Raw genomic sequence first — 22,875 nt, forward strand, 5'->3', positions numbered from 1 at the left:
TTTCAACCTTCAACTGTATGAACCCGCACGCTCCGTCCCGCTGATTTCCGCCCCGACTCCCCGTCCATGAAACACCGTTGCTCCCGCCGCCTCGTCCTCGCTCTCGCCAGTGGAGCCCTTTTCCCGCTCGCGCGCGCTGACGTCACACTTCCGGCCATCTTCTCCGATCACCTCGTGCTGCAGCGCGACGTACCCGTGCCCGTCTGGGGCTGGGCCGACGCCGGCGAGACGGTCACCGTGAGCGTCGCCGGCCAGACGCAAACGGCCACCACCGGAGCCGACGGAAAATGGCGTGTGACCCTCACCAAACTCGCCAGCGGCGAACCGGGCACGCTCGTCGTCAAAGGCAAGAACACGATCACGATCAACGACGTCCTGATCGGCGAAGTCTGGCTCGGTTCCGGCCAGTCCAACATGGCGATGACGGTGCTGCGATCGAACGACGCAGAGCGCGAACAGGCCGCCGCGAACTTTCCGCGAATTCGCATGTTCAAGGAAGAGTCTCCGGCGGCCAACACGGCCCAATACGTCGGCAAGGGCCAGTGGCACGTCTGTTCACCCACGACGGTCGGAGCGTATTCCGCGGCGCTGTATTTTTTTGGGCGCGAAGTGCATCAGACGCTCGGCGTCCCGGTCGGACTGATCAATTCGTCGGTGGGCGGCACGCCGATCGAATCCTGGATTGCACCGGAAGCCCAGCGCGCGAGCGCGGAGCTGACGCCGGCGTTCACCGCAGCGGAAAAGGAAAACGCGGAGATCGCCTCCGCGGCGGCGATGAAGAAATACGAGAGCGATCTCGCCGCGTGGGAAGCCGCGCAGAAGAAAACGCGCACGCCAAAACAGAAGGCGGCGAAGCGTCCGCAGAACCCCGCCGAGGTGCAGGCCCGCAAGGGCAACGTCGGCGGCCTGTTCAACGGCAAGATCTCTCCCCTGATCCCGTACGCGATCCGCGGTGCGCTGTGGTATCAGGGCGAAGCCAACTCGATGCCGGCGAAGGCGCCGTTCTACGAGGCGCAGCTGCGGCTGCTCGTCACTGACTGGCGCGCGCGCTGGGGCTATGAATTCCCGTTCGCCTGGGCGCAGCTGCCGAACTTCGGCGGCCCCGGCCGCGATTGGCCGACGGTGCGCGAAGCGATGCTCAAGACCCTCGCACTGCCGCAGACCGGCATGGGCATCAACATCGACATCGGAGACGAGAAGGACATTCACCCGAAGAACAAGCAGGAGGTCGGCCGCCGGCTCTCGCTGTGGGCACTCGGCACCGTGTACGGACAGAAAGTTGCGGCGACGTCGGGACCCTTGCCCGCCGGCCACGAGGTCCGCGGCCGTGAGATCGTCCTGCGCTTCACCCACACGAACGGTGGACTCGCCGCAAAGGGCGGCGCGCTGCAGGGTTTCGTCGTCGCCGGCAACGATCGCCAGTGGAAACCCGCGGTGGCGCGCATCGATGGCGAACGGGTTGTAGTCTCAAGCCCCGAGGTGTCGGCCCCGGTTGCCGCGCGCTATGCCTGGGAGAATTTTCCGACGTGCAATTTGTACAACGGCGCCGGCCTGCCCGCGACGCCGTTCCGGACGGATACGTGGTGACGTTTACAGCTGGGACTGGGACCGCGACCGCCCCCGGTCGCAATTGACCGGAAGCGACCGAGGGCGGTCGCGGTCCCACCCGGTCCGGTCCACCCGGTCCGGTCCACTCGCTCCGGTCCCACCCTGAAAAGCGTAGGTCGATCTCAGGCGGACTCATGCAGTTGAAGGTTGAAAGGTGAAAGTTGAAAGAACCGGAAGCCGGGGGCTTTCAACCTTCAACTTTCACCTTTCAACTAAGTGGTTCCGCTTCAGGCGAAACTTCCGCCCTGCACCAGCCCGAGTTCCTTGCGCCGGCGCTGACGATCAGCCGCGGCGGCGCGCTCGTATCCACTACGCCGATGCTCAGCCATCGGGTCGGACGGAAGTTTCGCCGCCTTGCGCCACGCCTTGAGCGCGGGAGCGACGTCGGTGAAGAAGGCCCGTTTCAGAATCAACTCGGCATCGACGACATTGTTCTTCGCCTGCGCGCGATGGAGTTCGTCGTGATCGACCAGCGCGGCCTTGGCGTAAAGTTCCTGCGCCATGACGACAGTCTGGATCGTCGCCTCGATCTTCGGCTTCTCGTTATGGCACTGATCGATCATGTACGCGATTTTCGGCATCCGTCCGCGATCGGCGGCAAAGAAGTGAATCTCGTGGAAGATCCGGAACACCTGGTACGGATCGATGGAACCGAGCGTGAGATCGTCGTCAGCGTAGCGGCGATCGTTGAAGTGGAATCCGCCGAGCATGTCCTCGTCGAGCAGCCAAGCGACGATCTGCTCGATGTTCTGCGCGTTGTAATGATGCCCCGTGTCCACAAGCACCTTTGCGCGCGGACCGGCTTTCTTCGCCAGCAGCAGCGCCATGCCCCAGTCCGCGATGTCGGTCGCGTAGAAGGCCGGCTCAAACGGCTTGTACTCGACCAGCAGCGTCTGCTTCGGGCCGAGCTTCTGGTGACAGGCGTGCAGGGCCGCTTCGAAGTGACGCTTCCGTCCGCGAATGCTGGCCTGTCCCGGATAGTTCGTGCCGTCGGCAAACCAGAGCGACACGTACTCGCTGCCCACGGCCTTGCCGATCGCGATCGAGTCAACGCAATGCTGCAGGGCATGCGCGCGCACAGCGGCGTCGTTGTTGCCGAAGGAGCCCCACTTGTAGCACTGGTCCTGGAAAAGGTTCGGATTGATCGCGCCGATCTGCACGCCGTGCTTGCGAGCAAGCCGCGCCACCGCCTTCGGATCCTCGCCGGGATTGAAATCCCAGAGCACGTGCACGGCCACCGTGGGACAGCACCCGGTCAATGCATGAACATGTCCCGCATCGGCGAGCTTGTCGCCGAGATCGATCGCCGCGGCGGGCTGGAAAAATTTCCCGAAGCGCGTGCCAGTGTCGGCAAAGCCCCACGAGGGCGTTTCAATGACGAACGTTTCAAGCGCCTCGCGGGCGCGGCGGAGTTGGGCCGGGGACATGGTGATGGAGTCTTGTGCGTCCTGCCTCCCGCAATGTCACCCGTGAAATCACGCTGACAGTCCGTCGCGGCGCCGTCCGGGCGGTCTACTTCTTCAAAAGGCCGCGCCGTTCCACCGTGGCGCGGACCAGCGCGAGATATTTGCCGGCCTCGGCGTCGTCGGGATTGAGCCGCAGCGCCGCTTCATAGTGCTGAATCGCGAGCGCCGCGCGGCCGAGCCGCAGCTGGCAATGCCCGATGCTGGTGTGCAACGCCGCGGCTTGATCCGGCTGGACGCGGAGCGCGTGTTCGAAGTGCGTGAGCGCCTCCGCCGGACGCCCCGCCTCGAGCAGGGATTCGCCCAGCATGGAGCGCGCGCCCGGATCGTCGGGGGAAAGCAGCACGGCTTCCGTGAGCACGCGAATTGCATCCGCGGATCGACCGGCGGCGGAAAGCACCATGCCGAGTACGACCTGAATTGCGACATCGCGCGGCGCGAGCCGGCGCGCGGCTTCCAGTTGAATCAGCGCCTCATCGAGCCGGCCGACCTCCGCAAGCGCCCGCCCGAAACGTGCCTGCTCGTCCGCTTTCATCACACCTGCGCGCCCCACCCGTTCGTAGTGAGCCACCGCTTCCGGCATCCGCCCCAGTCGCACCAGCGCCGCGGCAAGATTCAGGCGCGTGTCGGCGTTAACCGGCTCGAGCCGCAGGATCGTTTCGTAATGTCCCACCGCTTCCGCGGCGCGGTCCAGCTGCAGCAACGCTCCCGCCAGATTGTGGTGCGTGGCGGTGGCGTTTGGCTCGAGTTGCAATGCGGTGAGGTAGTGCGCCACGGCCTCGCTCAGCCGGCCGGTCGCCGCCAGACTGTTGCCGAGATGGAAATGAGCGCGTGCGTTGCCCGGCACCTTGGCCACGGTGTCGTGCCACAGCGCGAGTGCGCTGCGAAAGTCGTGCATCCGCGCCTGCGCCAGCAGCACCGCACCGACGATCACCAGCCCCCACGCCAGGCGAACGTGACGGCCCGCGCCGGCGTTGATGCCCACCGCCAGCAACACCACCACCGCCACCAGCGGCACGTACATCCTGCCCTCGGCGACGGGCTGCAGCGCCGCGCGCGGAAGGTGAGAGCCCGCGATCAACGTGAGAAAGAACCACGCGCCGAGAAAACCCAGCCGCGGCCGGCACACGAGCGCCCAGAGTGTCACCAGTAAGCCGATACCCACCAGCACCACCGAGCCTAACATCCCCGCGGCCGTGACCTCTACGGCGCGACCGTAATCGAACACCAGCGGATGAGGCCAGAGCGCCCGCTGCGCGGTGAGTGCGCCCGCCCACACGTCGGCGAGGAGGACAACGAGCGGGCTCTCGCCATCACCGCCCGCCGTTCGCGCACCCCGCGCAAGCGCCAGCCACAGGAGCCCGCTTGCGAACATAGCCAGGTGCAGACCGCGGCGCGCGCGCCACGCGGAACCGAATGAACCCGCGACAAACGCGCGATCATACAGCAGCACCAGCGCTGGAGCCGCGGCCATCACCCCACTCGCTCCGACACCGAGCACGACAGCGGCCCAGGTCAGCCAGGCCGATCTCCGGCGGGCGCCGTCCGCGGTGGACCGTTGAAACGCGTGAAGCGTCAGCAGCAGGAGAAATCCGCCGAGCAATTCAGTGCGGTGCGAGACCACCGTCACCGCCGCCGTCTGCAGCGGGTGGACGGTCCAGAGGAGCGCTGCGCCCAGCGCGATCGTTGATCCGGAGCGACGCAGCGCACGGTCGATCACGGCAAACACCAGCAACGCCGTGCCCAGATGAAGCAGGAGATTCACCGCATGGTAGCCGCGCGGGTCGAGCCCGCCGATGGCGTGGTTCAACACAAACGTCAGCCGGACCAGCGGCCCAGCTGCCACGCCCACCTGGCCGGCGGGTGCCGCCCACCGCGCATCGGGCGAGGACCACCAGGAACGAAGGCTTTCGTTGCGGACGACGGCGGGCAGATCGTCGAGCAGGAACGGTGCGGACCACGACGCATGAAACGCGAGCAGCGTCGCGACGACGATCAGCGCTGCCGCTCGCCACCGCGCCGGCCACGACTCCGGAAAAAGCAGTCCGGTGCGACCGGAGGTGGCGGGTTGAGCTGGGACGGTAGACGGCATGCGCGGCAGGCGCGCACCGTAGCCGCGTAGCCGGCCGCACCGCACGCACTATTGGCGGGAAATCAGCCCGACACGGTCGAGTTGGCAGGGCGCGCTGTCCTCAGCGCGCCGCAACACGCCATTCGGCACGACGGGTGCGACGGCTTGGGGACAAGCCGCCCTACCCTCGAACCGGCCATACGGACGCCCGCTCAGAGATCGAACGTCGTGGTGAGAATGAACTGCCGCGGATCGATGATGCGGTAGTTCCACGGCGTGCCATCAGGATTGACCGAGATGCGCTGCAGGTGGCCGTTCTCGAGGGCGTCGCGCACGTTGAGCTGCACGCGTCCGCGAACCTTGTTCTGGTTGAACCGGAAGTCGTAGGTGGCAAGCAGGTCGACCTTGATGGTGGCCTTGTCGTAGATCGGCTTCGACCCATCGAGCTCGCGCACGATGCCATCGGCGTCGGCGCGGCCCGCGAGGAATCCGATCGCGCCCTTGCTCGCATAGCGAGCCGATCCGCCCACGCCGAAATTCTTCAGCCAGCGATGATCGGGAAACAGGCCGGCGAGCCGGTAGTTCGTGATGAAGTTGGCGCTGTACTGGCGGGTTTGCGGCTTCGGCTTCCCCTGCGTGGTGATCGCGAGCTTCAGCGGCGCGAGCACGTTGCCGGTGTAGAACAACGACGGCGTGTCATTGGTGCGCACGTCCCACCAGCGCTGTCCGGCGTTGGGCAGCTGCTGTCCGTTGGGATCGAGCCCGGTGGGAATCCGCACCGTGGTCCAGATCGGGAGGCGTTCCTCGAGATAACGCTGCAGATTGGGCGAGAGATTCGAGTCGATGGCCTGCTGCCGGGCACCGGCCAGCTTCATCGTCCAGAACCGGCTCGGGTTGTAACTCATCTCCACCTCCCACCCTTTCGACGCCGCCGAGTTGGTGTCGTTGATCGGTTTCCCGGTGATGTAGTTGATCGTTTGCTGTGTCATGCCCATCACGCGCGCGACCTCGGTGTTCACCTGATCGACGCTCCACGTCGGGTTCAACGTCTGGAACCAGATCGTCGACTGCCGCTGCAGGTTGAATCCGTCCGTGCCGAAATCCAGACGGTTGGCGCGGGTGGAGATGACGCCGATGCTGCCGCGGGCGGCGGTCTGCAGCGTCTCGTACTTGCTGATACGCACCGAGAGGCGGCTGCCGAGGACGTTGTTGAAGCTCACGCCGTAGTCCTTGCCCGTGCCCGTCGGATTCGGGAGGGCGTCGCCGAACACGTTGTACTGCGTGTCCGCCGGCTGGAAGCTGTCCGACTGGTTGTAGTGCACCGCCAGGCCGCGCGCGAGTTCGGCGAGGACATTGCCCCGGCCCGCCGCCTCATCGATGCGCCCCCAGCCGGTGAACGGCTTGACGACCACGCCCTTCTGCTTGGTGGCGCCCTGCGTCCAGCGCTTGTTCTGGCCGAAGGTGAACAGATTGCTCGTGTTGAAGAGCGCGGTGGCCGGATCGATGGGCGTGCCCAGATTGTCGATACTGTAGTTGTGATCCTTGCGCCAGCCGAGCGTCGGAATGATGCGGTCCTTCCAGAGGAAGCTCTGCAACACGACGCCCTGCGTGTGAATCTGGCGCTTCTGGGTGCCGAGCGCGAAGTAGATCTCGCGGATGTCGACGTTCTGATTGCGCCATGACGTGGTCGCCGGGTCGTAGACGCGGCTGGTGAACGAGCCGTTGCCCGGCTCGGGGCGGGTCGAGGCGTAATCGACGTTCTGGTTCGTGGCGTCGCCGATGTAGTAGCGGGGGAACAGGTGCGCGTCATTGCGCGTGGGAATGTTCGTCGTGCCAGGCGGGATGAACGGATCGCCGACGTTCACGACCTGGTCGCGATAGCGATGACCGCTCGGTGCCTGGATGATTTCACGGTATTCGCCGTAGGCGGCGACCGCGTGCTTGCCCGCCCATTTGAGCAGGTTCGACTCGTTCCTCAGATCGAGCTGATACGCGACCGTCGCGCGATAGTTGTCGTTGAGCACGGGCCGGCGGAAGACCTGGGGCTCGTTGCCGCCGATGAACGGGCGCAGGAAGAACGGATTCGGCGAGCCGTCGAGCAGGGTTTCGTTGACGTCGATCTGCAGGGTCGACGGGGCGCCATCCGACTGACCGACGAAGTTGCGGCTCATGTTCTCCGTATCCTCGCGCCGCCAGCCAGCCTGGAGCGCGAGCAGATGCCGCGACGTTTTGACGAAGGTCTGCTCGAGCTCGGCGTTGTAGATGTCGGATCGCAGGTAGCCGTAGTTGGCCGCAACGAGGTTCAAATCCTCGTAGTCATAAATCGAACGATCCTTCACGACCGGCATGTTATAAAGCGGCGAGGCCACGCCATTGTAGACACCGCGTTGGATGTCGGTGCCGCTGACCATGAACCGCAGATTGGCATTGTCCGGACGATTGCCACGGGTGAGCAGCGCCACCTTGCCCTGATCCACGAACTCCTGGATGCGCACCATTGAGGTGCCGTGGGAGAACAGCCCGAACGGCAGCGCGGCATCCGCGGTGGGTCCGCTCAGCACGCCGCGCAGGCGCACCTGCTGCGTGAGTGGCAGCCAGGTCGGGCTGCCCGCCGCGCGCCAGAAGGAGATGGTGTCGCGCGGCGGCGTGGCGTTGGGCCGCTGGTTGAAATTGTGGTACGTCTCGTACGAACCCGAGAAGCGCGTGTTCTTGAAAGGCTGGAAATTGAGGCCGAACGTCACGCGGTTGGTGCGGTCCATCGACGGCTTCCGCATGTAACCTTTTTCCTCATACACCGCCGAGACGCGCGCCGCGAGCCGCATGCCGCCGTTGGCGTTGCCGCGCAGCAGCGGGCGGTTCAGGTCGGTCGTGAAACGGAAGCCCTCGTAGCTGTCGACCCGGCCCGAAAAGGAGGAGATCTCCCGGGTGAGATTCGCGCGGGCCTGGATCAGGTTGATCGTGCCCGAGGCGTCACCGAGGCCGAAGATGCTGGAGTTCGGCCCCCGGCTGATCTCGACGGCGTCGACATTGTAGGTGTCGACCGGAATCGAACTCGTCGAGGCGAAGTTGCCGACGGCGATGTTGGCGGCGCTGAGACCGCGCACGCGGTTCGCCGTGGAGGGGCTGCCCGCGACGTTGTCGACCACGTTGCCGCGATCGATCACGAAGTCGGTGAACTGTCCCGTGCCCTCGGTGTTCGCCTCGTAGAGGAAGATGTCGTTGATATCGATCGCGGCCGTATCGAGCAGCTGCTGCTTGGTCACGACGGTGATGGAAGCGGCGAGATCCTCGATTCGAGAGTTGAGCCGCGTGCCCGACATCGTGCTCGAGGCGTAGTACCCCTTGTCCGCCGCGGCGTTGACTTCAAAGGGCGTGAGCTCGACGACCCGTTCGCCTTCGGCACCCGTCTTGGTGCCTGCCACGCCCTGCGCAGCCCGCGCTTCGTCGGCCTGCATGGCGGCGCGCTCCTCGGGGTCGAGGCGGCCGTTCTTGTTCAGATCGTAACGGGCGAGCGCCCGCGCCTCCTGGGTCGGACTGACGGCCGGAGGTGCCTGCTGCGCCCGTAGGGGCGCGAGACCGAGCAACGCGCCCAGCGGCGCAGCGAGGAGTCGATTCAACCGCGGGCGGAGACGGCGACGTAAAATCACATTCATGGCAAACGAGGGGTGACAGGAAGCCGGGCGCTTGTCGGCGTTGGCTGGTTCCCGCGACGGTGGAGCATCGGTGGGAAAACCAGCGGAATGGGCACGCCGGACAGGAAACCCGGGGGTAAGTACTGGCGGAATGGTTACGCTCGTCTCCGGCGAAGCAACGTCCGGAAAAATCGGACAGTCACAGTCGCTCCGTGTGCACCGCAGTCTACCGCAACTGCTCGCGCGCCTCTGCGATGCTGTCACGCAGCCGCGCATCGCCCGGCCGCAGCCGAAGTGCGGTTTCATAGGACACCAGGGCCTCACGCGGCTGGCCCTGGAGGAGCAGGACGTTGCCGAGATTGGCGTGCACGTCGGCATCGCCGGGAGTCAGACGGGCGGCCTCGCGCAGGTGGAGCGCCGCGTCGACCAGCCGATCGGAGCGGGCGCACAACAGCCCGAGCCGGGCGTGCGCGGCCGCGTGGTTCGGTGCGAGTTCAAGGGCGCTCCGGTAGTGGGCCTCGGCCTCGGTGGCACGGCGCTCTCGCTCCTGAAGTCGCGCCAGCTGGACGTGCGCCTCGGGCAGCCGGGGATCACGTTTCAACGCGGCCGTGAAATGTCCGGCCGCCGCCTCGCCCCGCCCTGCGTCGGCGCACGCCACGCCGAGATTGTAGTAAACATCAGCCGCGGGCCGCAGGCCGAGGGCACGTTCAAAGTACGGGATGGCCTCGGTGGGCCGGCGCAGCTGGACGAGGGCGTTGCCGAGATTCACGAGCGCGTCCACATGACGTGGTGCCAGGCGCAGCGCAGTCTCGAAACGTGCCGCCGCCTCCTCGAAGCGGCGCTCAGCCAGCATGGCCACGCCGGCGTTGTAGTGCCCGGTGGCATACGCGGGATCGATCGCCAGCGCGCGCGCGAAATGATCGCGCGCCGCGTCGTGACGGCCCTGCTGTTGCAACACCAGCGCGAGATTGTTGTGCGCGCGCGCGCTGCGCGGATAATCCGCGACCGACGCGCTCCAAAGCGTGAGGGCGTCACGATAGTCGCGATTGCGCGCCACCGTCACCGCGCCCCACCCGACCGCAACCACGCCGAGCACGATCCGCGCCGCCCCACCAGGCCAGCGACCCAAAAGGAAAACCACCGCGCCCGCGATCGGTGCAGCCAGGGCCAGATACATCCGATGTTCGGCCATGGTCTGCGTCACGAGCGGGACAACGCTCGAACTCGGTGCCAGCAGCAGAAAAAACCACGCCCCCAGAAATCCGGCGACCGGCCGGCGCATCAGCGCCCAGACCGTCACGCCGAGGCCGGCAAGGACAAGCACACCCTGCCAGAACACGTCGGCCGCCGACCGCACCACGGCGGTGCCGTAATCGACGACTAGCGGATGCGGCCACACGGTGAGTTGCAGATAGTGCACCAGCGCTTCGCATTGTTTCAACAGGTAGGACCACGACGACACGCCGAGTTCGAAGCCCGCCGCCACGCCACGGCCGCCGCCGCCTTGGGTCACGAGCCACGCCAGCAGGAGCCACGTGCCCGCGAGCGCGCCATGAAGCCACCGCCGCGCGCGCCACGCGGCGCCAAAAGAGCCGGCCAGAAACGTGCGATCGACGAGCCAGGCGACGACGGGCACGGTGACCATCACTTCCTTGGTTGCCATGCCGGTGAGTGAGGCCACCACGGCGAGGACTGACCAGCGCACGCGCGCGCCCGAGTCTGCGCCGGTGGCGGCTTCGGCCGCGCGCACCACGGCATACAGCACGAGCAGATAGAAGAAGGCACAAAACGTTTCCGTGCGCTGGGCGATGCAGACGACCGACTCCGTCTGCAAGGGATGCAGCGCCCAGAGCAGCGCGACCAGGAACGCCACCTCGGCAGCGCGCGCACCAAGACGGGAGCCGAGCACGGGACCGGCAAGCAGGCGTCGCACCACGCCGAGGAGCAGCAGTGCGTTCGCCGCGTGGATCCCGAGGTTGACGAGGTGATAGCCGAGGACCCGGTCGCCGTGGATCGCGTAGTTGATCGCGTACGACAGATTCACGATCGGCCGGCCGGTGGTCGTGCTGCCGTCGGTGGGCGGTCGCAGCACGTCGAGCGAACCCAACCGCCGGATCGTGGGGTTGTCGACCACCGCCCCGGCATCGTCGAAAAGAAACGGCGTGCGCAGGCTGTTCGCGTAGGCGAGGACCACCGCGAGGATAAGCAATGTGGCCGTCAGCACGCGACGGTCCAGCCACGTTGTCGGAGGAATCCGGCCGGTCTGGGTCATGCCGAGGGACTGCGGAAGTAGTGGAGGGAACGATCGCGCCGCACGTCCGGATCAATGCAGGACGCCAAGCATCCGCAACCCGTCATCTCAAGCCTCCTGGCCACCGAACCTGGCCGTGGCTACGAGCGCCAGCGAGTGGCCGAACCACCACTCGCTGGCGCTCGTAGCCACGGGCTCGGAGGCAGGCCGCGCGAAAAGCGCGGCCTGCCGTCGAACGCGGGCTCAGAACGTGAACGTCGACGTCAGGATGAACTGCCGCGAGTCGATGATGCGGTACGCCCAGGGCGTGCCGTCGAAGTTGACCTGCGTCGGCATCAGGCGGCCGTCCTCGGTCGCGTTGTTGACGTTCAGCTGCAGCTTCCAGCCGATCTTGTCCCGGAAGATCCGGCGCGAGTACGACACCCAGAGGTCGGTGTAGTAATTGCCCGAGTCATACACGGGGCGTGTCACGTCGTTGAGGTTGATGACGGTGGGCGAGTTGATGGGATCGCCGACCTTGCCGAAGAAACCGATCGCGGCGCGTGACTCCCAGCGCTGGGCGCCGCCGACGGCGAAGCCCTTGAAGCGGCCTTCGCGGAACGTGTAGTTCGTGAGGAACGTGGCGTGATACTGGCGCTCGAGCGGCGACCGCGCGCCTTCGAGGGCCTTGGCGAGGGCCACCTGCGATTGCACGACGTTGTTGAAGTAAGCCTGCGCGCTCGTGTTGCCGTCGGTGTTCTCAACCTGGGCCACACCCGTGTAGCCGTAGCCGGTCCAGAAGTTCTTGAGCGACCACCGGCGCTGCGTGGTCGGATCGATGAAGTCGGGGATTTCGGGCGCGGCATTCGTCTGCCACTTCGGCAGACGCTCGGCGAGCCAGGCTTCATATTGCGGCGCGATGTTGGTGTAGGTGCTCTCACCCTTGCTGCCCGTGAACTTCATCGTCCAGTTGTTGGTGGGATTGTAGGTCAGCTGGATTTCCATGCCCTTTGACTTGCTGTCCTGCGTGGCGCCGGAGCTCAGGCCGCTGTAGTAGTTCAGCGGGAGTTTGATCAGGTCGTAGATCTTCTGCTGGTTGGCGGGATCGTTCACCGGGTTGACGGCGTCGCTGTTCCAGTTGTTGACGGCGATGATCTGATCCAGCGTGCGGCCGGCGGCGATGCCGTTGCGGATGCGCTGCACGGCGCTGGCCCACGGAATGCCCGTGGTCGTATCCGAATACGCGAGACGCGTCAGCAGCGTGTTGGCCGCACCGGTGCGCTCGTTCTGGCTCTCGGTCTCGTACCAGTTCACCCGGACGACGAGCTTGTTCTTGAAGGCGGTGAAGCCGAAGCCTCCGTCCCGGCCGTTGCCCGTGGGCTTGGCCAGGGGCTTGAAGAAGTAGTCGGTCTGGTAGGTCGACGGCGGGTTGAAGTTGTCGGACTTGTTGTAGTAGAGCGTGAGGCTCTGCAGCAGTTCCGAGGCGAGGGACTCGCTGCCGCCGCCGACGCGCTTCACGAACTCGAGACCCTTCAGCGGACGGAACGCGCCGCCGATCGTCTTGGTGTCGCCCTTGAGCGCATCCCAGCGACCCCAGCGGCTCATCACGCGGTCATGGTTGATGATGCCGGTCGAGTTGTTGAGGAAGAGTTGATCGTTGGGCAACGCAGGCTCGGTGACCTTGCCCAGCACATCGGTGATGGCACCCGGCGTGGTGATGCGCGCGCGGTAGTCGTCGTGACGCCAGCCAAGGGTGGTAATCAGGCGCTCGTCCCAGAGGTAACTCTGGGCGGCGAGCGACCAGCTCTTCACCTCACGGCGAGTGCGAAAACTGCCGGCGCTCGAGAACAAGGCCTGCTCGGTCACGCTGTCATTCTGGAACTGACCGGTGTTGTAGTTGTAGACTTGGATTTGGGACGTGATCGGCTGGTTCCAACCCTGGTTGCCATAGAAGCCCGACGAGTGCGTGGACACCGCCTGCGGCGCGCCGGGGCTCGACATGTAGTACTTGCGCATGAGCGCGGTGCTCAGTGCCTGCTGGGTGCCCGGGATGGTGAGATTCGAAACGTAGCGCAGGCGGGCGTCGGCGTCGCCGTCGACAAAGCCGTTGCGCCAGCGCTCGACGGCGCGATTCACGTGCTGCTTCGACCAGAGGCCGAGGAGGCGGTGGCGGCCCAGCCAGCTGATCCATTTGTTCTGTTTCGTAAGGTCGAGATCGTACGCGAGCATCGCGCGGTAGTTGTCGTCGGTCTGCGGCGTGAAGAACGTGTCGAGGCCGCCGCCGACGCCTTCCGAGACGAAGGGCAGGCCGAAGTAAGGATTCGGCGTGCCATCGATGCGCTTCTGGTTGGTGTCGATCTGGATCGTCGCACCCGTCAGCTGGTTCATCGTGTAGTTCTCGAAGCCATCGATGTCCTGGCGCATCCAGCCCGCGCTGAAGAACAGGTTGGGCAGGAGTTGTTGCTCCACCTCGAGATTGTAGTTCGCCGACCGCGACTGCGCGAAGTTCGTCTGCAGGTGATTGTACTTCGTCCAGTCGTAGATCGACTTGTTGGTGACACCGGGCAGCTGGTAGCTGCCGTAGGTGTAGTTGCGTCCATTGATGACGGTCCCTGCGACGGGGAAGTTCACGGACGAGGACCACTGGCGATCGAGCATCAGATAACGCGGATCGTTCGGCACCCAGCCGAGCGTGGCCGGCGTCGGGGTCGCCGTGGCGGGATTGGTCTGCGCCGGGGCGTACAGCACCGGGTTGCGCTGGAAGAAGGCGATCGAGGAGCCGCCGTCGATCAAGCGCAGCGGACGGGCCGTATCTTCAAACTGGATGCCGCCGACAAAGAGCGGATTGTTGGCCACGGTGCTGGGCGCGCCGGCGCCGAGGACCGTATTGACCGCGGCATTGTAGCCCGGGGAGTTCACGTTCGAGACGTACGGGCCGTAGACGCGATTGGTGTCGAGCACCGTGATCATGCGCGTGGTCGGATCGTAGGCCGGACGACCGGCCTGCAACCACGGCGTCACGAAATCGCGTGGAGTGAGGGAATTCGGCCGGTTGGAGTCGTTCCGGTAATTCTCCGCGAAGCCGCGAAACACCGTTTTGCTAAACGGCTTGTAGGTGATCGCTCCATACTGGCGGCGGGTCAGATCGCGCGAGGGCTTACGCTCGAACTGCTGGTTGTTGTAGAGGAACGCGCCGTAGACGGCCAACTTGTCCTTGATGAGCGGACGATTGAACGAGAGCGAGGTGCGGAACGTGCCGTACTGATCGGTGCGGAGCACGACCTGGTTGTTCGTGCGATTGAGCTGCGCCTGCGCGGCGGTCTGATTCACGATGCCCGATGGACTGCCGAGGCCGAAGAGCAGGGAGTTTGGGCCGCGCGTGATTTCGACCGACTGCGTGTTGTACGAGTCGAACGGGACGCGGTTGTTGGTGGGGAAATTATTGATCGCGGCGTCCGGCGCGGCGAGGCCGCGGACGCGATTGGCCTGCGCGTTCGTCGTGCTGTCACCGTTGTTGCCGAAGCTGTAGCCGGCGACGGCGTCCTTGGCCGTGCCACGATCGACGATGGACGGCGTGTAGGTGTTCGAGCCTTCAGTGCTGGCCTCGTACTTGAACACGTCGTTGATATCGAGCGACGCGGTGTCGTCCATCTGCTGCTTCGTCACCACAGTGATCGACGCGGCGAGATCGGCGAGGTTGGTGTTCAGCCGGCTGCCCGCGAGGGTGTTCTCGGCGAAGTAACCCGCGTCCTTCGTGGTTGCGACGGTGAACGGGGACAACTGGAGGACATCGTCCGTCGGCGTGACCGGCTTCGCCGCCGAGGTCGCGCCCGCATCGGCGCGGAGGGCCGCGAGCTCCGCGGGGTCGAGGCGGCCGTTGCGATTGGTGTCGTACTTGGCGAGTTCGGCGGGAGTGGGGCTGACGGGCGCGGTCTGCGCCGAGGTGGTGAGGACGGCGCAAAGGGCGCAGGCCGGGAAGGCCAGCCACGCCAGCGGGCGGGGCAATCGTGCGGTCGGTTTCATGGTGGTGTTCGGTTGGGTTTTTACTGTGAAAGCGGAAGGACGCATCGGCAGATGCCGTCGCGGGGCAGGGCGAAGAAAGGGGTCAGACGGGGACGCGGGGGCAAAGGGGCAACACGACGGACAGGGTAACCGGACGAGCCTGCGCAGCAGGGCTCGCATCACCGGTAGGCCGGAACGAAAGCGGAGCAATGGCGCCGCGCATCTGACAGTCTGGCTAATGCCGCCGACGGCAGGGCCGTCCCCGCGTTGGGATCACGTTGCTCGCAGTGCTCCCGCCGGCTGCGAACGCGATCAGGCCGTCGGCCGCACGACGGGCCCGGTCGCCTCGTTCATCTTCAACAAGGCCACGCCGAACATCGCGCACCCCGCTGCCACGAGCAAAAACCAGTCACCGTACTCGGTGTAAACGCTCGTCTGGTCCACCCAGCGCGCGTCGCGCGAGACGTCCAGCGTGCGCGTGCCGCGGAAGTAGATCGTGCCGGCATCGTTCGTGACGACCTTCCGGATGTTGCCGAACTCGTCGATCCAGCCGCTCCAGCCACCGTTGCCGCAGCGAATCACGGGACGCCTGGTTTCGACCGCCCGCAGCACCGAATGCGCCGCGTGCTGATAGGCTGCGCCGCCCTCGCCGAACCAACCGTTGTTGGTGAGCACGGCGAGGACGTTGGCGCCACCGAGCGCGCTGAAACGGGCCAGCTGCGGATAGATGTCCTCGTAGCAGATCAAGGGAGCCCAGACGACCGGTTGCCCCTTGATCGGCACCAGGAGCGGCGACGAATCCTCGCCGGGCAGAAAGTCGCCGCCGATCGGCACCACCTTGCTGAGCCAGCCGAGCAGCGAGCGGAGCGGAACATATTCACCGAAGGGCACGAGATGCCGCTTCGCATAGTAGCGCGCCGCGACGCCACCCTCGGGCGTGACGAGGAACGATCCGTTGAACCACGCCTCCTTGGGCGTGCCGCCGTTTTCGATCGCAATCGAACCGAGCAGCAACGGGACATTCGCCTTCTTCACCAGCGTCTCCACAAAACTCTGCGCCACGGCCTCCCCACGCACGGCCATGGGCGTCACGGCTTCGGGCCAGATGATGAGATCCGGCCGTGTGGCCGCCGCTTCGAGCGTGGTGCGTTGCAGGATATCGAGAATAGCGGGCGCCCGCGCCGGATCCCATTTCACTTCCTGCGGAATGTAGGGCTGCACGAACGCGATGCGGGCAAACGGAATCGTGTAGCCGCGGCGGTTGAAGGATTCCTGGAAGTGCACGCATACGCAGGCCAGCAGGAGGAAGAGGGCGAGGAAGAATTCCTGGCTGCGTTTGTTGATGCCCGTGGCGCTCTCCCGGAAAAGGCGGTGTGCATAGGCGCCGAAGCCGAGATTCATCATCACGAGCACGAACGAAACGCCGTAGGCGCCGGTGAACGCGGCGATCTGCAGGATGCTGGTGCGCTCCCACTGGCTCGCGGAAAGCGGCAGCCACGGAAATCCGCCGAAGAGCCACGTGCGCGTCCACTCAATGAGCACCCACAAACCCGCGAGCCCGAGCACGACGATCAGCCGCGTCAGGGTGGGCCGGCCGAGAATCCGCGGCAGCGCCCACCAGGCGGCCAGAAACCACGTGCCCACCCACGCGCCAATGAAGGGACCGAGCAGAAACAGCCCCACCCACGTGACGTGGTGCAACCAGCCGAGGAGAATCGTCCACGCGACGGCCTGCGCCGCGAACAGCGTGCCGGCAAACAGCTTCAACCGCGGCCGCGTATAGGCCCAGTAGATTCCCGGGACCAGCATCGCGTAGGCGAATTCGGGCGCGTGAAACGGCGGAAACGAGCCGACCGTCAGCACAATCGTGAGCACGAACACGACCGACGCGGCCAACGCGTCCGCGTGCCGTTGCACGAAGGTCGGGCGTGGCTCGTAAGGATCGAAGGCGGTGGGAGCGGAGGCGGTGGACACGCGGAGGAAGGGTTGAAGTAGGCCGAGGATCACGTGGCCTGCAAGCAGGCAGGCGGGCGAACGCCTCCGACGCGCCCCACCCGCGTCTCCGACCGAACAGGCCCACCGCGAATTCGCCATCGACGCGGCCTGCTTCGAAAAGCACGTTCAACCCGCCATGAGCGCCCTTCCCGACTGCCAATATTGCCGCAAAGATCAGCGTCTGCAGGATTTGATGATCGAGATCGCCGTTCTTCCGGCCTCGACCCTCTACCTCTTCAAGGAGCAAACGCATCGTGGTCGATGCGTCGTGGCATACCGCGCGCACGTCAACGAACTCTTTGAGCTCAGCGATGCCGAACTGACGCTCTACATGCGCGACGTCGCGCGCGCGGCCAAGGCGATCAAGGCGGCCTTCAATCCGAACAAGATCAACTACGGCGCTTACTCGGACAAACTGCCCCACCTCCACGTGCACCTCGTGCCGAAATACGAGGGCGGCGCCGCGTGGGGCGCTCCGTTTGAAATGATGCCAGCCACCAAGGTCCACTTGTCGGCGTCCGACTACCAATCGACCATCGCCGCGATTCAGGCCCAGCTGGGCAAGATCTGACGGCAGCTGACCGTCTCAATCGGGGATCGCCGCGCGGCCCGCGTCTAGAAACGCAGCCGCGCGTTTTCGTGTCCGCACTTGGGACACGGGCAGAGCTCCGTGCCGGAGGGCGCGGTGTAGAGTGCCTCACACCGGATGCAGTGGAAAACGGTTTTCCTCCGCTCCCCTTCGAAGCGACGATGATCGCGGCGGTCGTAATAGCCCCACAGACCCAGGAACACCGCGGCCACGAAGGCGCAGTAGACGACGGCGGCGGTGGAGAGTTCGAACATCGCGACCAGCGTGAGTCATGAAGTGATGCACGCCAAGCGCGGTTCGCAGCTTCGCGACGTGAGGCCCGTTCACGTAGGCGGGCTGGACACAAAAAAACCGCGCCAACCTGAAGGTCGGCGCGGTGGGAGAGAAACGACGCGGCACGTTGCGGTGCCGGGCGTGACGGCGGCTTAGCTCTTGGCTTCGCCTTCGGCCTTGGGCGCTTCAGCAGCGGGAGCGGCTTCGGTCGACGCGGCGGCCTTGGCTGCCTTCGTCTTCTTGGCCTTCGCCGGCTTCTTGCCCTTCGACTTCTTGTAGCCCGGGTCATCGGCCTTGACGAACTCGATGAGCGCGAGCTCGGCGGCATCGCTCTGACGCTGGGCGCCGAGCTTGTAGATGCGCGTATAACCACCGCTGCGGTTCACGAATTCCTTGTAGGTTTCGTTGAACAGCTTGGTGATCATGTCCTCATTGCGGACATCGGCGAGCGCCAGGCGGCGGAGATGGATGGCGTCCTTCTTCTCGGTCTTCGCCGCGGCTTTCTTGGCCTTGGTGATGACCTTCTCGATGAAGGGACGAAGGGCCTTGGCCTTCGTCATGGTGGTCTGGATGCGACCGTGTTCGATCAACGAAGCAGCGAGATTGGACATCATCGCCGCGCGGTGTTCGCGGGTTACGCCCAGGGAAGCGTGGTGTTTATTGTGACGCATTGCGTTTTATGTTTTTGGCGGCTCCCGATCGGCAATCCGGTCGCAGCGTAGGGCGGCAGCGGACGGCGCGAGAGCCAGGTGATTATTTGAAAACCGGAGTGCGGAAACCGGAGACCGGAGACAAATTTCAGCCTCTCGACTGAAGTTCGTTTCCGGTTTCCGGAATCTGGTTTCCTGTTTAGCTTAGGCTTCCTTCTTGGTATCCAGAAGGCGCTCGTCGAACTTCATGCCCAGTGACAGGCCGAGGGCTTCGAGCTTCTCCTTGATTTCGTTGAGCGACTTCTTGCCGAAGTTGCGGTACTTGAGCATTTCCTGCTCCGTCTTCATCGCGAGTTCGCCGACGGTGGTGATGTTCGCGTTGTTGAGACAGTTGGCGGCACGAACCGAGAGCTCGATTTCGTTGACCGACATATTGAGGAGCTTGCGGAGCTTGTTCTGCTCTTCGCTGACCTCGGACTGCTGGTTCTCGAACTCGTAGGCTTCCTCGCTGACGCGATCGAAGACATCGAGGTGATGCTTGAGAATCGAAGCGGCCTGCTTGAGGGAATCGTCGGGCGTGATGCGACCGTCGGTCCAGATTTCAAGGATCAGCTTGTCGTAGTCGGTGATCTGGCCCACGCGAGTCGCCTCGACGGCGTACTTCACGAGGCGAACCGGCGAGAAGAGCGAGTCGATCGGAATGACGCCGATGGCCTGCTCTTCCTTCTTGTTCGCTTCACCCGGATAGTAGCCGCGACCGGTCTTGATCTCGATCTCAGCCTCGAAGGAGCGCTTGTGATCGAGGGTGCAGATGACCTGGTCGGGATTGACGATCTGGATGTTGGCATCGGCCTGGATGTCGGCGGCCGTGACGGCGCCGGCCTTCGTGGCCTTGATGAGGAGCGTGATCGGCTCGCGCTTGGTCGAGACGATCAGGATCTTCTTCAGGTTGAGAACGATGTCGGTGACATCCTCAACCACTCCATCGATCGACTGAAACTCGTGATTAACACCGTCGATCTTGATGGACGAAATCGCAGCACCTTCGATCGAGCTAAGGAGGACGCGGCGGAGCGAGTTGCCGACCGTGTGGCCGTAACCGGCCTCGAAAGGCTCAGCGATGAACTTGGCGTAGGTTGGCGTTGCGCCTTCCTCAACCTTGGTGAGCTTGCTGGGCAGTTCGAACTTTCCGAGACGTTTTGGCATGGCTGGGAGTTCTGACGTTAAGCGTTGAGAGATTTGGGTGAAGGCAGAATCGCGCTTAGAAGCGCGAGTAGAACTCAACGATGAGCTGCTCGTTGATATCCTGAGTCATCTCTTCGCGCGTCGGGAGCCGAACCACCGTTGCCTTGAAGGTCTCGGGATTCATCGTGAGCCAGCCGGGGACGTTGCGAATGCGATTCTCCTCGAGGCAGCGCGTGGCGAGCTGGCGCGAGGCGGGCGTGTTCTTCACTTCAATCTCGTCGCCGGGCTGCACATTGTAGCTGGCGATGTCGACCTTGTGACCGTTCACCCGGATGTGGCCGTGATTCACGAACTGGCGGGCCGCCGCGCGGCTCTTGGCGAGCCCGAGGAGATAGACCGCGCTGTCGAGACGCGACTCGAGGAGCTGGAGGAAACGCTCGCCGGTGACGCCGCGTTCCTTCTTGGCGATTTCGAACACGCGACGGAACTGGCGCTCGAGCAGGCCGTAAATGTAACGGAGCTTCTGCTTTTCGTTGAGGCCAACAGCGTATTCGGAAACTTTGCGGCGCATCTTGGCGCCGTGCACGCCGGGAGGCGACGGGCGACGTTCGAAGGCTTTGCCGGAGCCAAGGATATGCTGACCAAAGCGGCGGCTGATGCGTGTGGTGGGGCCGGTATAACGAGCCATGATGGATTCCTGATTTTAAATTTGAGATTTGAAATCTGAGTGTGCGCGAAGCACCTCAGACGCGACGACGCTTGCGCGGGCGGCAGCCGTTGTGCGGGATCGGCGTGACGTCGACAATCGACGTGATTTCCAAGCCGATGGCCTGGAGCGCGCGGATGGCGGAATCGCGGCCGAGGCCGGGACCCGAAACGCGGATCTGAATGTCCTTCAACCCGTGCGCCATCGCATTGCGGGCGGCGTCCTGGGCGACAACCTGCGCGGCGTAGGCAGTGGACTTGCGCGAACCGCGGAAGTTGCACTTGCCGGCCGACGACCAGGCGATGACGGCACCCTTCTGGTCGGTGATGGAGACGATCGTGTTGTTGAAGGAAGCGAGCACGTTGGCGTAGCCGGACGTGACGTTCTTGGAACCCTTGGCCTTGCGGACCTTGATGGAACCCAATTCCTCCTTAAGGAGGTCTTCGGCCGTGGGCTGCTTGGCGACGCCGTGAACCATTTCAACCGGCTTCTGTTCACCAGCGGGCGCTGCGGCGGGAGCAGCTTTCGCCGCGCCTTCAGCGGGCGCTGCGGCACCTTCGGCGGGCTTGCCACCCTTTTCGCCAGCGGCCTTGGGAGCCTTGGCCTTCTTCTCAGCGGCAGGGGCAGCGGCAGCAGGAGCGCCTTCGGCGGCAGCGGGCTTCGCGGGCTTTTCTTTCTTCGGAGCGGACTTTTCTTCGGCCATGTTAGTAAGGGATTAGACTTCTTTAGCCTTGGTGACGCCAACGGTCTTGCGCGGGCCCTTGCGGGTACGGGCGTTGGTGCTGGTGCGCTGACCGCGCACCGGAAGGCTGCGACGGTGGCGAACGCCACGGTAGCAATTGATTGCCTGCAAACGCTTCAGATTGCCGGCAATCTCACGGCGAAGATCGCCCTCGAGCACCCACTTGTGCTCCGTGATGATGTGCAGAATCTTGTTCAGCTGCTCTTCGGTGAGGTCCTGGGCCCGCATGTCGGGGTTCAGTCCAGCTTCCTTGACGAGCTGATCGGCCCGCGTGGGACCAATGCCGTTGATGTAACGGAGGGAAAACGCGACTTTCTTTTTCGCGGGAATATCGACGCCGAGGAGACGAGGCATGGTGGTTTGGGCTTTGGCTTAGTTGAGAGATTTACGAAGGAGAACGGTGAGATTCGGAATCCGAATCGAAAAATGGGAGGAGTGTCCGGAGACCCTTCAGAAGGTAACGGGAACTGCACTGGGTGAGCGCGGAATCGTCAGGATTTCCGGTCCGCGTTCGGTAGTGAGAACGGTATGCTCGAAGTGAGCGGAGGGAGATCCATCCGCCGTCACTATCGTCCAACCGTCGGAGAGCGTCTTCGTCTTGTATCCACCCGCGTTGACCATGGGCTCGATCGCGAGCGTCATACCGGGCTTGATTTTGTCTCCGCTACCGCGACGGCCGAAGTTCGGGATTTCGGGCGGCTCGTGCATCGAGACCCCGACCCCGTGGCCGACCATATCGCGGACGACGCTGAAACCGTTGGCTTCAACGTACTGCTGGATCGCCGCCGAGATATCGCCGATGCGATTTCCCACCAATGCCTGCTTGATGCCGAAGTCGAGGGACTCGCGGGTCACGCGCAGCAACTTTTCGTTGGCGGGTGAAATCGGACCGACGGGAACGGTGTAGGCGTTGTCGCCCACATAGCCGTCATGCCAGACCACGATATCGAGCGAAACAATGTCGCCTTCGCGCAAAACGCGGCGGAGGGACGGGATGCCATGTACGACCTCGTCGTTGACCGAGATGCAGGTGTGCGCCGGGTAGCGGCGGGAACCGTGCTGGTAACCGATGCAGGCGCTTCGGGCTCCGAGGCGCGCGATCCAATCGCGGCCTGCTTCTTCCAAGTCTTGGGTGGTAATGCCAGGCCGGACGAGGGGCTTGATTTGATCAAGGACCGTCGCGGCGATGGCACACGCCTCACGCATCCGGGCGATACCGTCTTTGTTTTTGATCGGGATCGTCATGAATGTCCCTCTTTCGCCGAAGCATCAGAGAGTCCCGCCGCCGATTTCACAGCCGCGGAGAGAGTGCCCGCCTCATCCAAGAGGCCGAGCGTGCGATAGTGTTGGACGACTGACTCGCCGGAGCCGGGGCCGGCGAAGACGCCGTAAAGCGCCTCATCGCGAGCATCGAGCCATTCGTCGAACACTTTTGCTTGGAGCAGCGTAGCCGGGAAGTCACTCAGGACAAAGCCCGCATCAGGTTTGCGCGCGAAGAACCACCGGCGCATCTGCGCCAGCAGGCGATCTTCATCCGCAGCGGCCGAAACCGCGCGGCGCGAAATCTCCGGCCTTGGGAGGCGAAGCGGAGAGACGTGCTCAATGTTCAAAGAACGGGCCCAGTTCATCAGGTTTTCAGAGCGAAAATCCGGCGAACCGAGGAGAAGGAACTTGGCTTTGGCGGCAGGGCCGTAAGCCGACAAGGGGTCGGAGATGCCAGCCACAGCCG

The 22,875-nt window shown here is 64.5% G+C and carries 16 protein-coding genes; 2 read left to right on the forward strand and 14 right to left on the reverse strand.

Annotated elements, in window-relative coordinates:
• Positions 1-66 precede the first annotated feature (66 nt).
• Positions 67-1,587 carry a sialate O-acetylesterase gene (locus ACLJEU_RS23180; RefSeq protein ID WP_414662669.1) on the forward strand — a complete coding sequence of 507 codons (1,521 nt, stop codon included), beginning with the start codon at positions 67-69 and terminating at the stop codon, positions 1,585-1,587.
• 248 nt (positions 1,588-1,835) lie between these two features.
• Here the strand turns inward: ACLJEU_RS23180 and ACLJEU_RS23185 are convergent, their stop codons facing one another.
• The 6 genes from ACLJEU_RS23185 to lnt form a co-directional block, all read right to left on the reverse strand.
• Positions 1,836-3,035, reverse strand: a complete 1,200-nt coding sequence (locus tag ACLJEU_RS23185) for a TIM barrel protein (protein ID WP_414662670.1) — start codon at positions 3,033-3,035, stop codon at positions 1,836-1,838.
• 85 nt (positions 3,036-3,120) lie between these two features.
• Positions 3,121-5,163, reverse strand: a complete 2,043-nt coding sequence (locus ACLJEU_RS23190) for a tetratricopeptide repeat protein (RefSeq protein WP_414662671.1) — start codon at positions 5,161-5,163, stop codon at positions 3,121-3,123.
• A gap of 191 nt (positions 5,164-5,354) precedes the next feature.
• The gene (locus ACLJEU_RS23195; protein WP_414662672.1) at positions 5,355-8,759 is read right to left on the reverse strand and encodes a TonB-dependent receptor plug domain-containing protein; all 3,405 of its coding nucleotides are present in this window, start codon (positions 8,757-8,759) and stop codon (positions 5,355-5,357) included.
• Positions 8,760-9,000: 241 nt separating this feature from the next.
• Entirely contained in the window at positions 9,001-11,046 is a 2,046-nt protein-coding gene (locus ACLJEU_RS23200) for a tetratricopeptide repeat protein (RefSeq protein WP_414662673.1), read from the reverse strand.
• A 222-nt stretch (positions 11,047-11,268) separates the two neighbouring features.
• Positions 11,269-15,027, reverse strand: a complete 3,759-nt coding sequence (locus ACLJEU_RS23205) for a TonB-dependent receptor plug domain-containing protein (RefSeq protein ID WP_414662674.1) — start codon at positions 15,025-15,027, stop codon at positions 11,269-11,271.
• A 291-nt stretch (positions 15,028-15,318) separates the two neighbouring features.
• Positions 15,319-16,980 (reverse strand): apolipoprotein N-acyltransferase, encoded by a 1,662-nt coding sequence (lnt, locus tag ACLJEU_RS23210; RefSeq protein ID WP_414662675.1) that lies wholly within the window; start codon positions 16,978-16,980, stop codon positions 15,319-15,321.
• Between the two features lie 157 nt (positions 16,981-17,137).
• Between lnt and ACLJEU_RS23215 the strand changes: the two genes are divergently transcribed.
• Positions 17,138-17,572 (forward strand): HIT family protein, encoded by a 435-nt coding sequence (locus tag ACLJEU_RS23215; protein ID WP_414662676.1) that lies wholly within the window; start codon positions 17,138-17,140, stop codon positions 17,570-17,572.
• A 44-nt stretch (positions 17,573-17,616) separates the two neighbouring features.
• On the opposite strand, the gene ACLJEU_RS23220 is transcribed toward ACLJEU_RS23215, so the two are convergent.
• From ACLJEU_RS23220 to ACLJEU_RS23255, 8 genes are all read right to left on the reverse strand, one after another.
• On the reverse strand, positions 17,617-17,844 hold the full coding sequence (locus ACLJEU_RS23220) for a hydrogenase nickel incorporation protein HypA (protein ID WP_414662677.1): 228 nt from the start codon (positions 17,842-17,844) through the stop codon (positions 17,617-17,619).
• Positions 17,845-18,015: 171 nt separating this feature from the next.
• A complete protein-coding gene (rplQ, locus tag ACLJEU_RS23225; protein ID WP_414662678.1) occupies positions 18,016-18,534 on the reverse strand; it encodes a 50S ribosomal protein L17 in 519 nt (172 codons plus the stop codon).
• Between the two features lie 183 nt (positions 18,535-18,717).
• Positions 18,718-19,719: a DNA-directed RNA polymerase subunit alpha gene (locus tag ACLJEU_RS23230; protein WP_414662679.1), complete on the reverse strand. Its 1,002-nt coding sequence runs from the start codon at positions 19,717-19,719 to the stop codon at positions 18,718-18,720.
• 55 nt (positions 19,720-19,774) lie between these two features.
• Complete coding sequence (rpsD, locus tag ACLJEU_RS23235) at positions 19,775-20,386, reverse strand: 30S ribosomal protein S4 (protein WP_414662680.1); 612 nt, start codon at positions 20,384-20,386, stop codon at positions 19,775-19,777.
• A 55-nt stretch (positions 20,387-20,441) separates the two neighbouring features.
• Positions 20,442-21,107, reverse strand: a complete 666-nt coding sequence (gene rpsK, locus ACLJEU_RS23240) for a 30S ribosomal protein S11 (RefSeq protein WP_414662681.1) — start codon at positions 21,105-21,107, stop codon at positions 20,442-20,444.
• A 12-nt stretch (positions 21,108-21,119) separates the two neighbouring features.
• On the reverse strand, positions 21,120-21,500 hold the full coding sequence (gene rpsM / locus ACLJEU_RS23245; protein ID WP_414662682.1) for a 30S ribosomal protein S13: 381 nt from the start codon (positions 21,498-21,500) through the stop codon (positions 21,120-21,122).
• Positions 21,501-21,596: 96 nt separating this feature from the next.
• Positions 21,597-22,391, reverse strand: coding sequence for a type I methionyl aminopeptidase (map, locus tag ACLJEU_RS23250; protein ID WP_414662683.1), 795 nt, complete (start codon positions 22,389-22,391; stop codon positions 21,597-21,599).
• The gene (locus ACLJEU_RS23255) at positions 22,388-22,849 is read right to left on the reverse strand and encodes an adenylate kinase (protein WP_414662684.1); all 462 of its coding nucleotides are present in this window, start codon (positions 22,847-22,849) and stop codon (positions 22,388-22,390) included. The genes map and ACLJEU_RS23255 overlap by 4 nt, the downstream gene beginning before the upstream one ends.
• Between the last annotated feature and the right edge of the window lie 26 nt (positions 22,850-22,875).

The sequence above is a fragment of the Terrisphaera buseokensis genome (assembly GCF_047521145.2).
In the GTDB taxonomy this organism is placed as follows: domain Bacteria; phylum Verrucomicrobiota; class Verrucomicrobiia; order Opitutales; family Opitutaceae; genus ER46.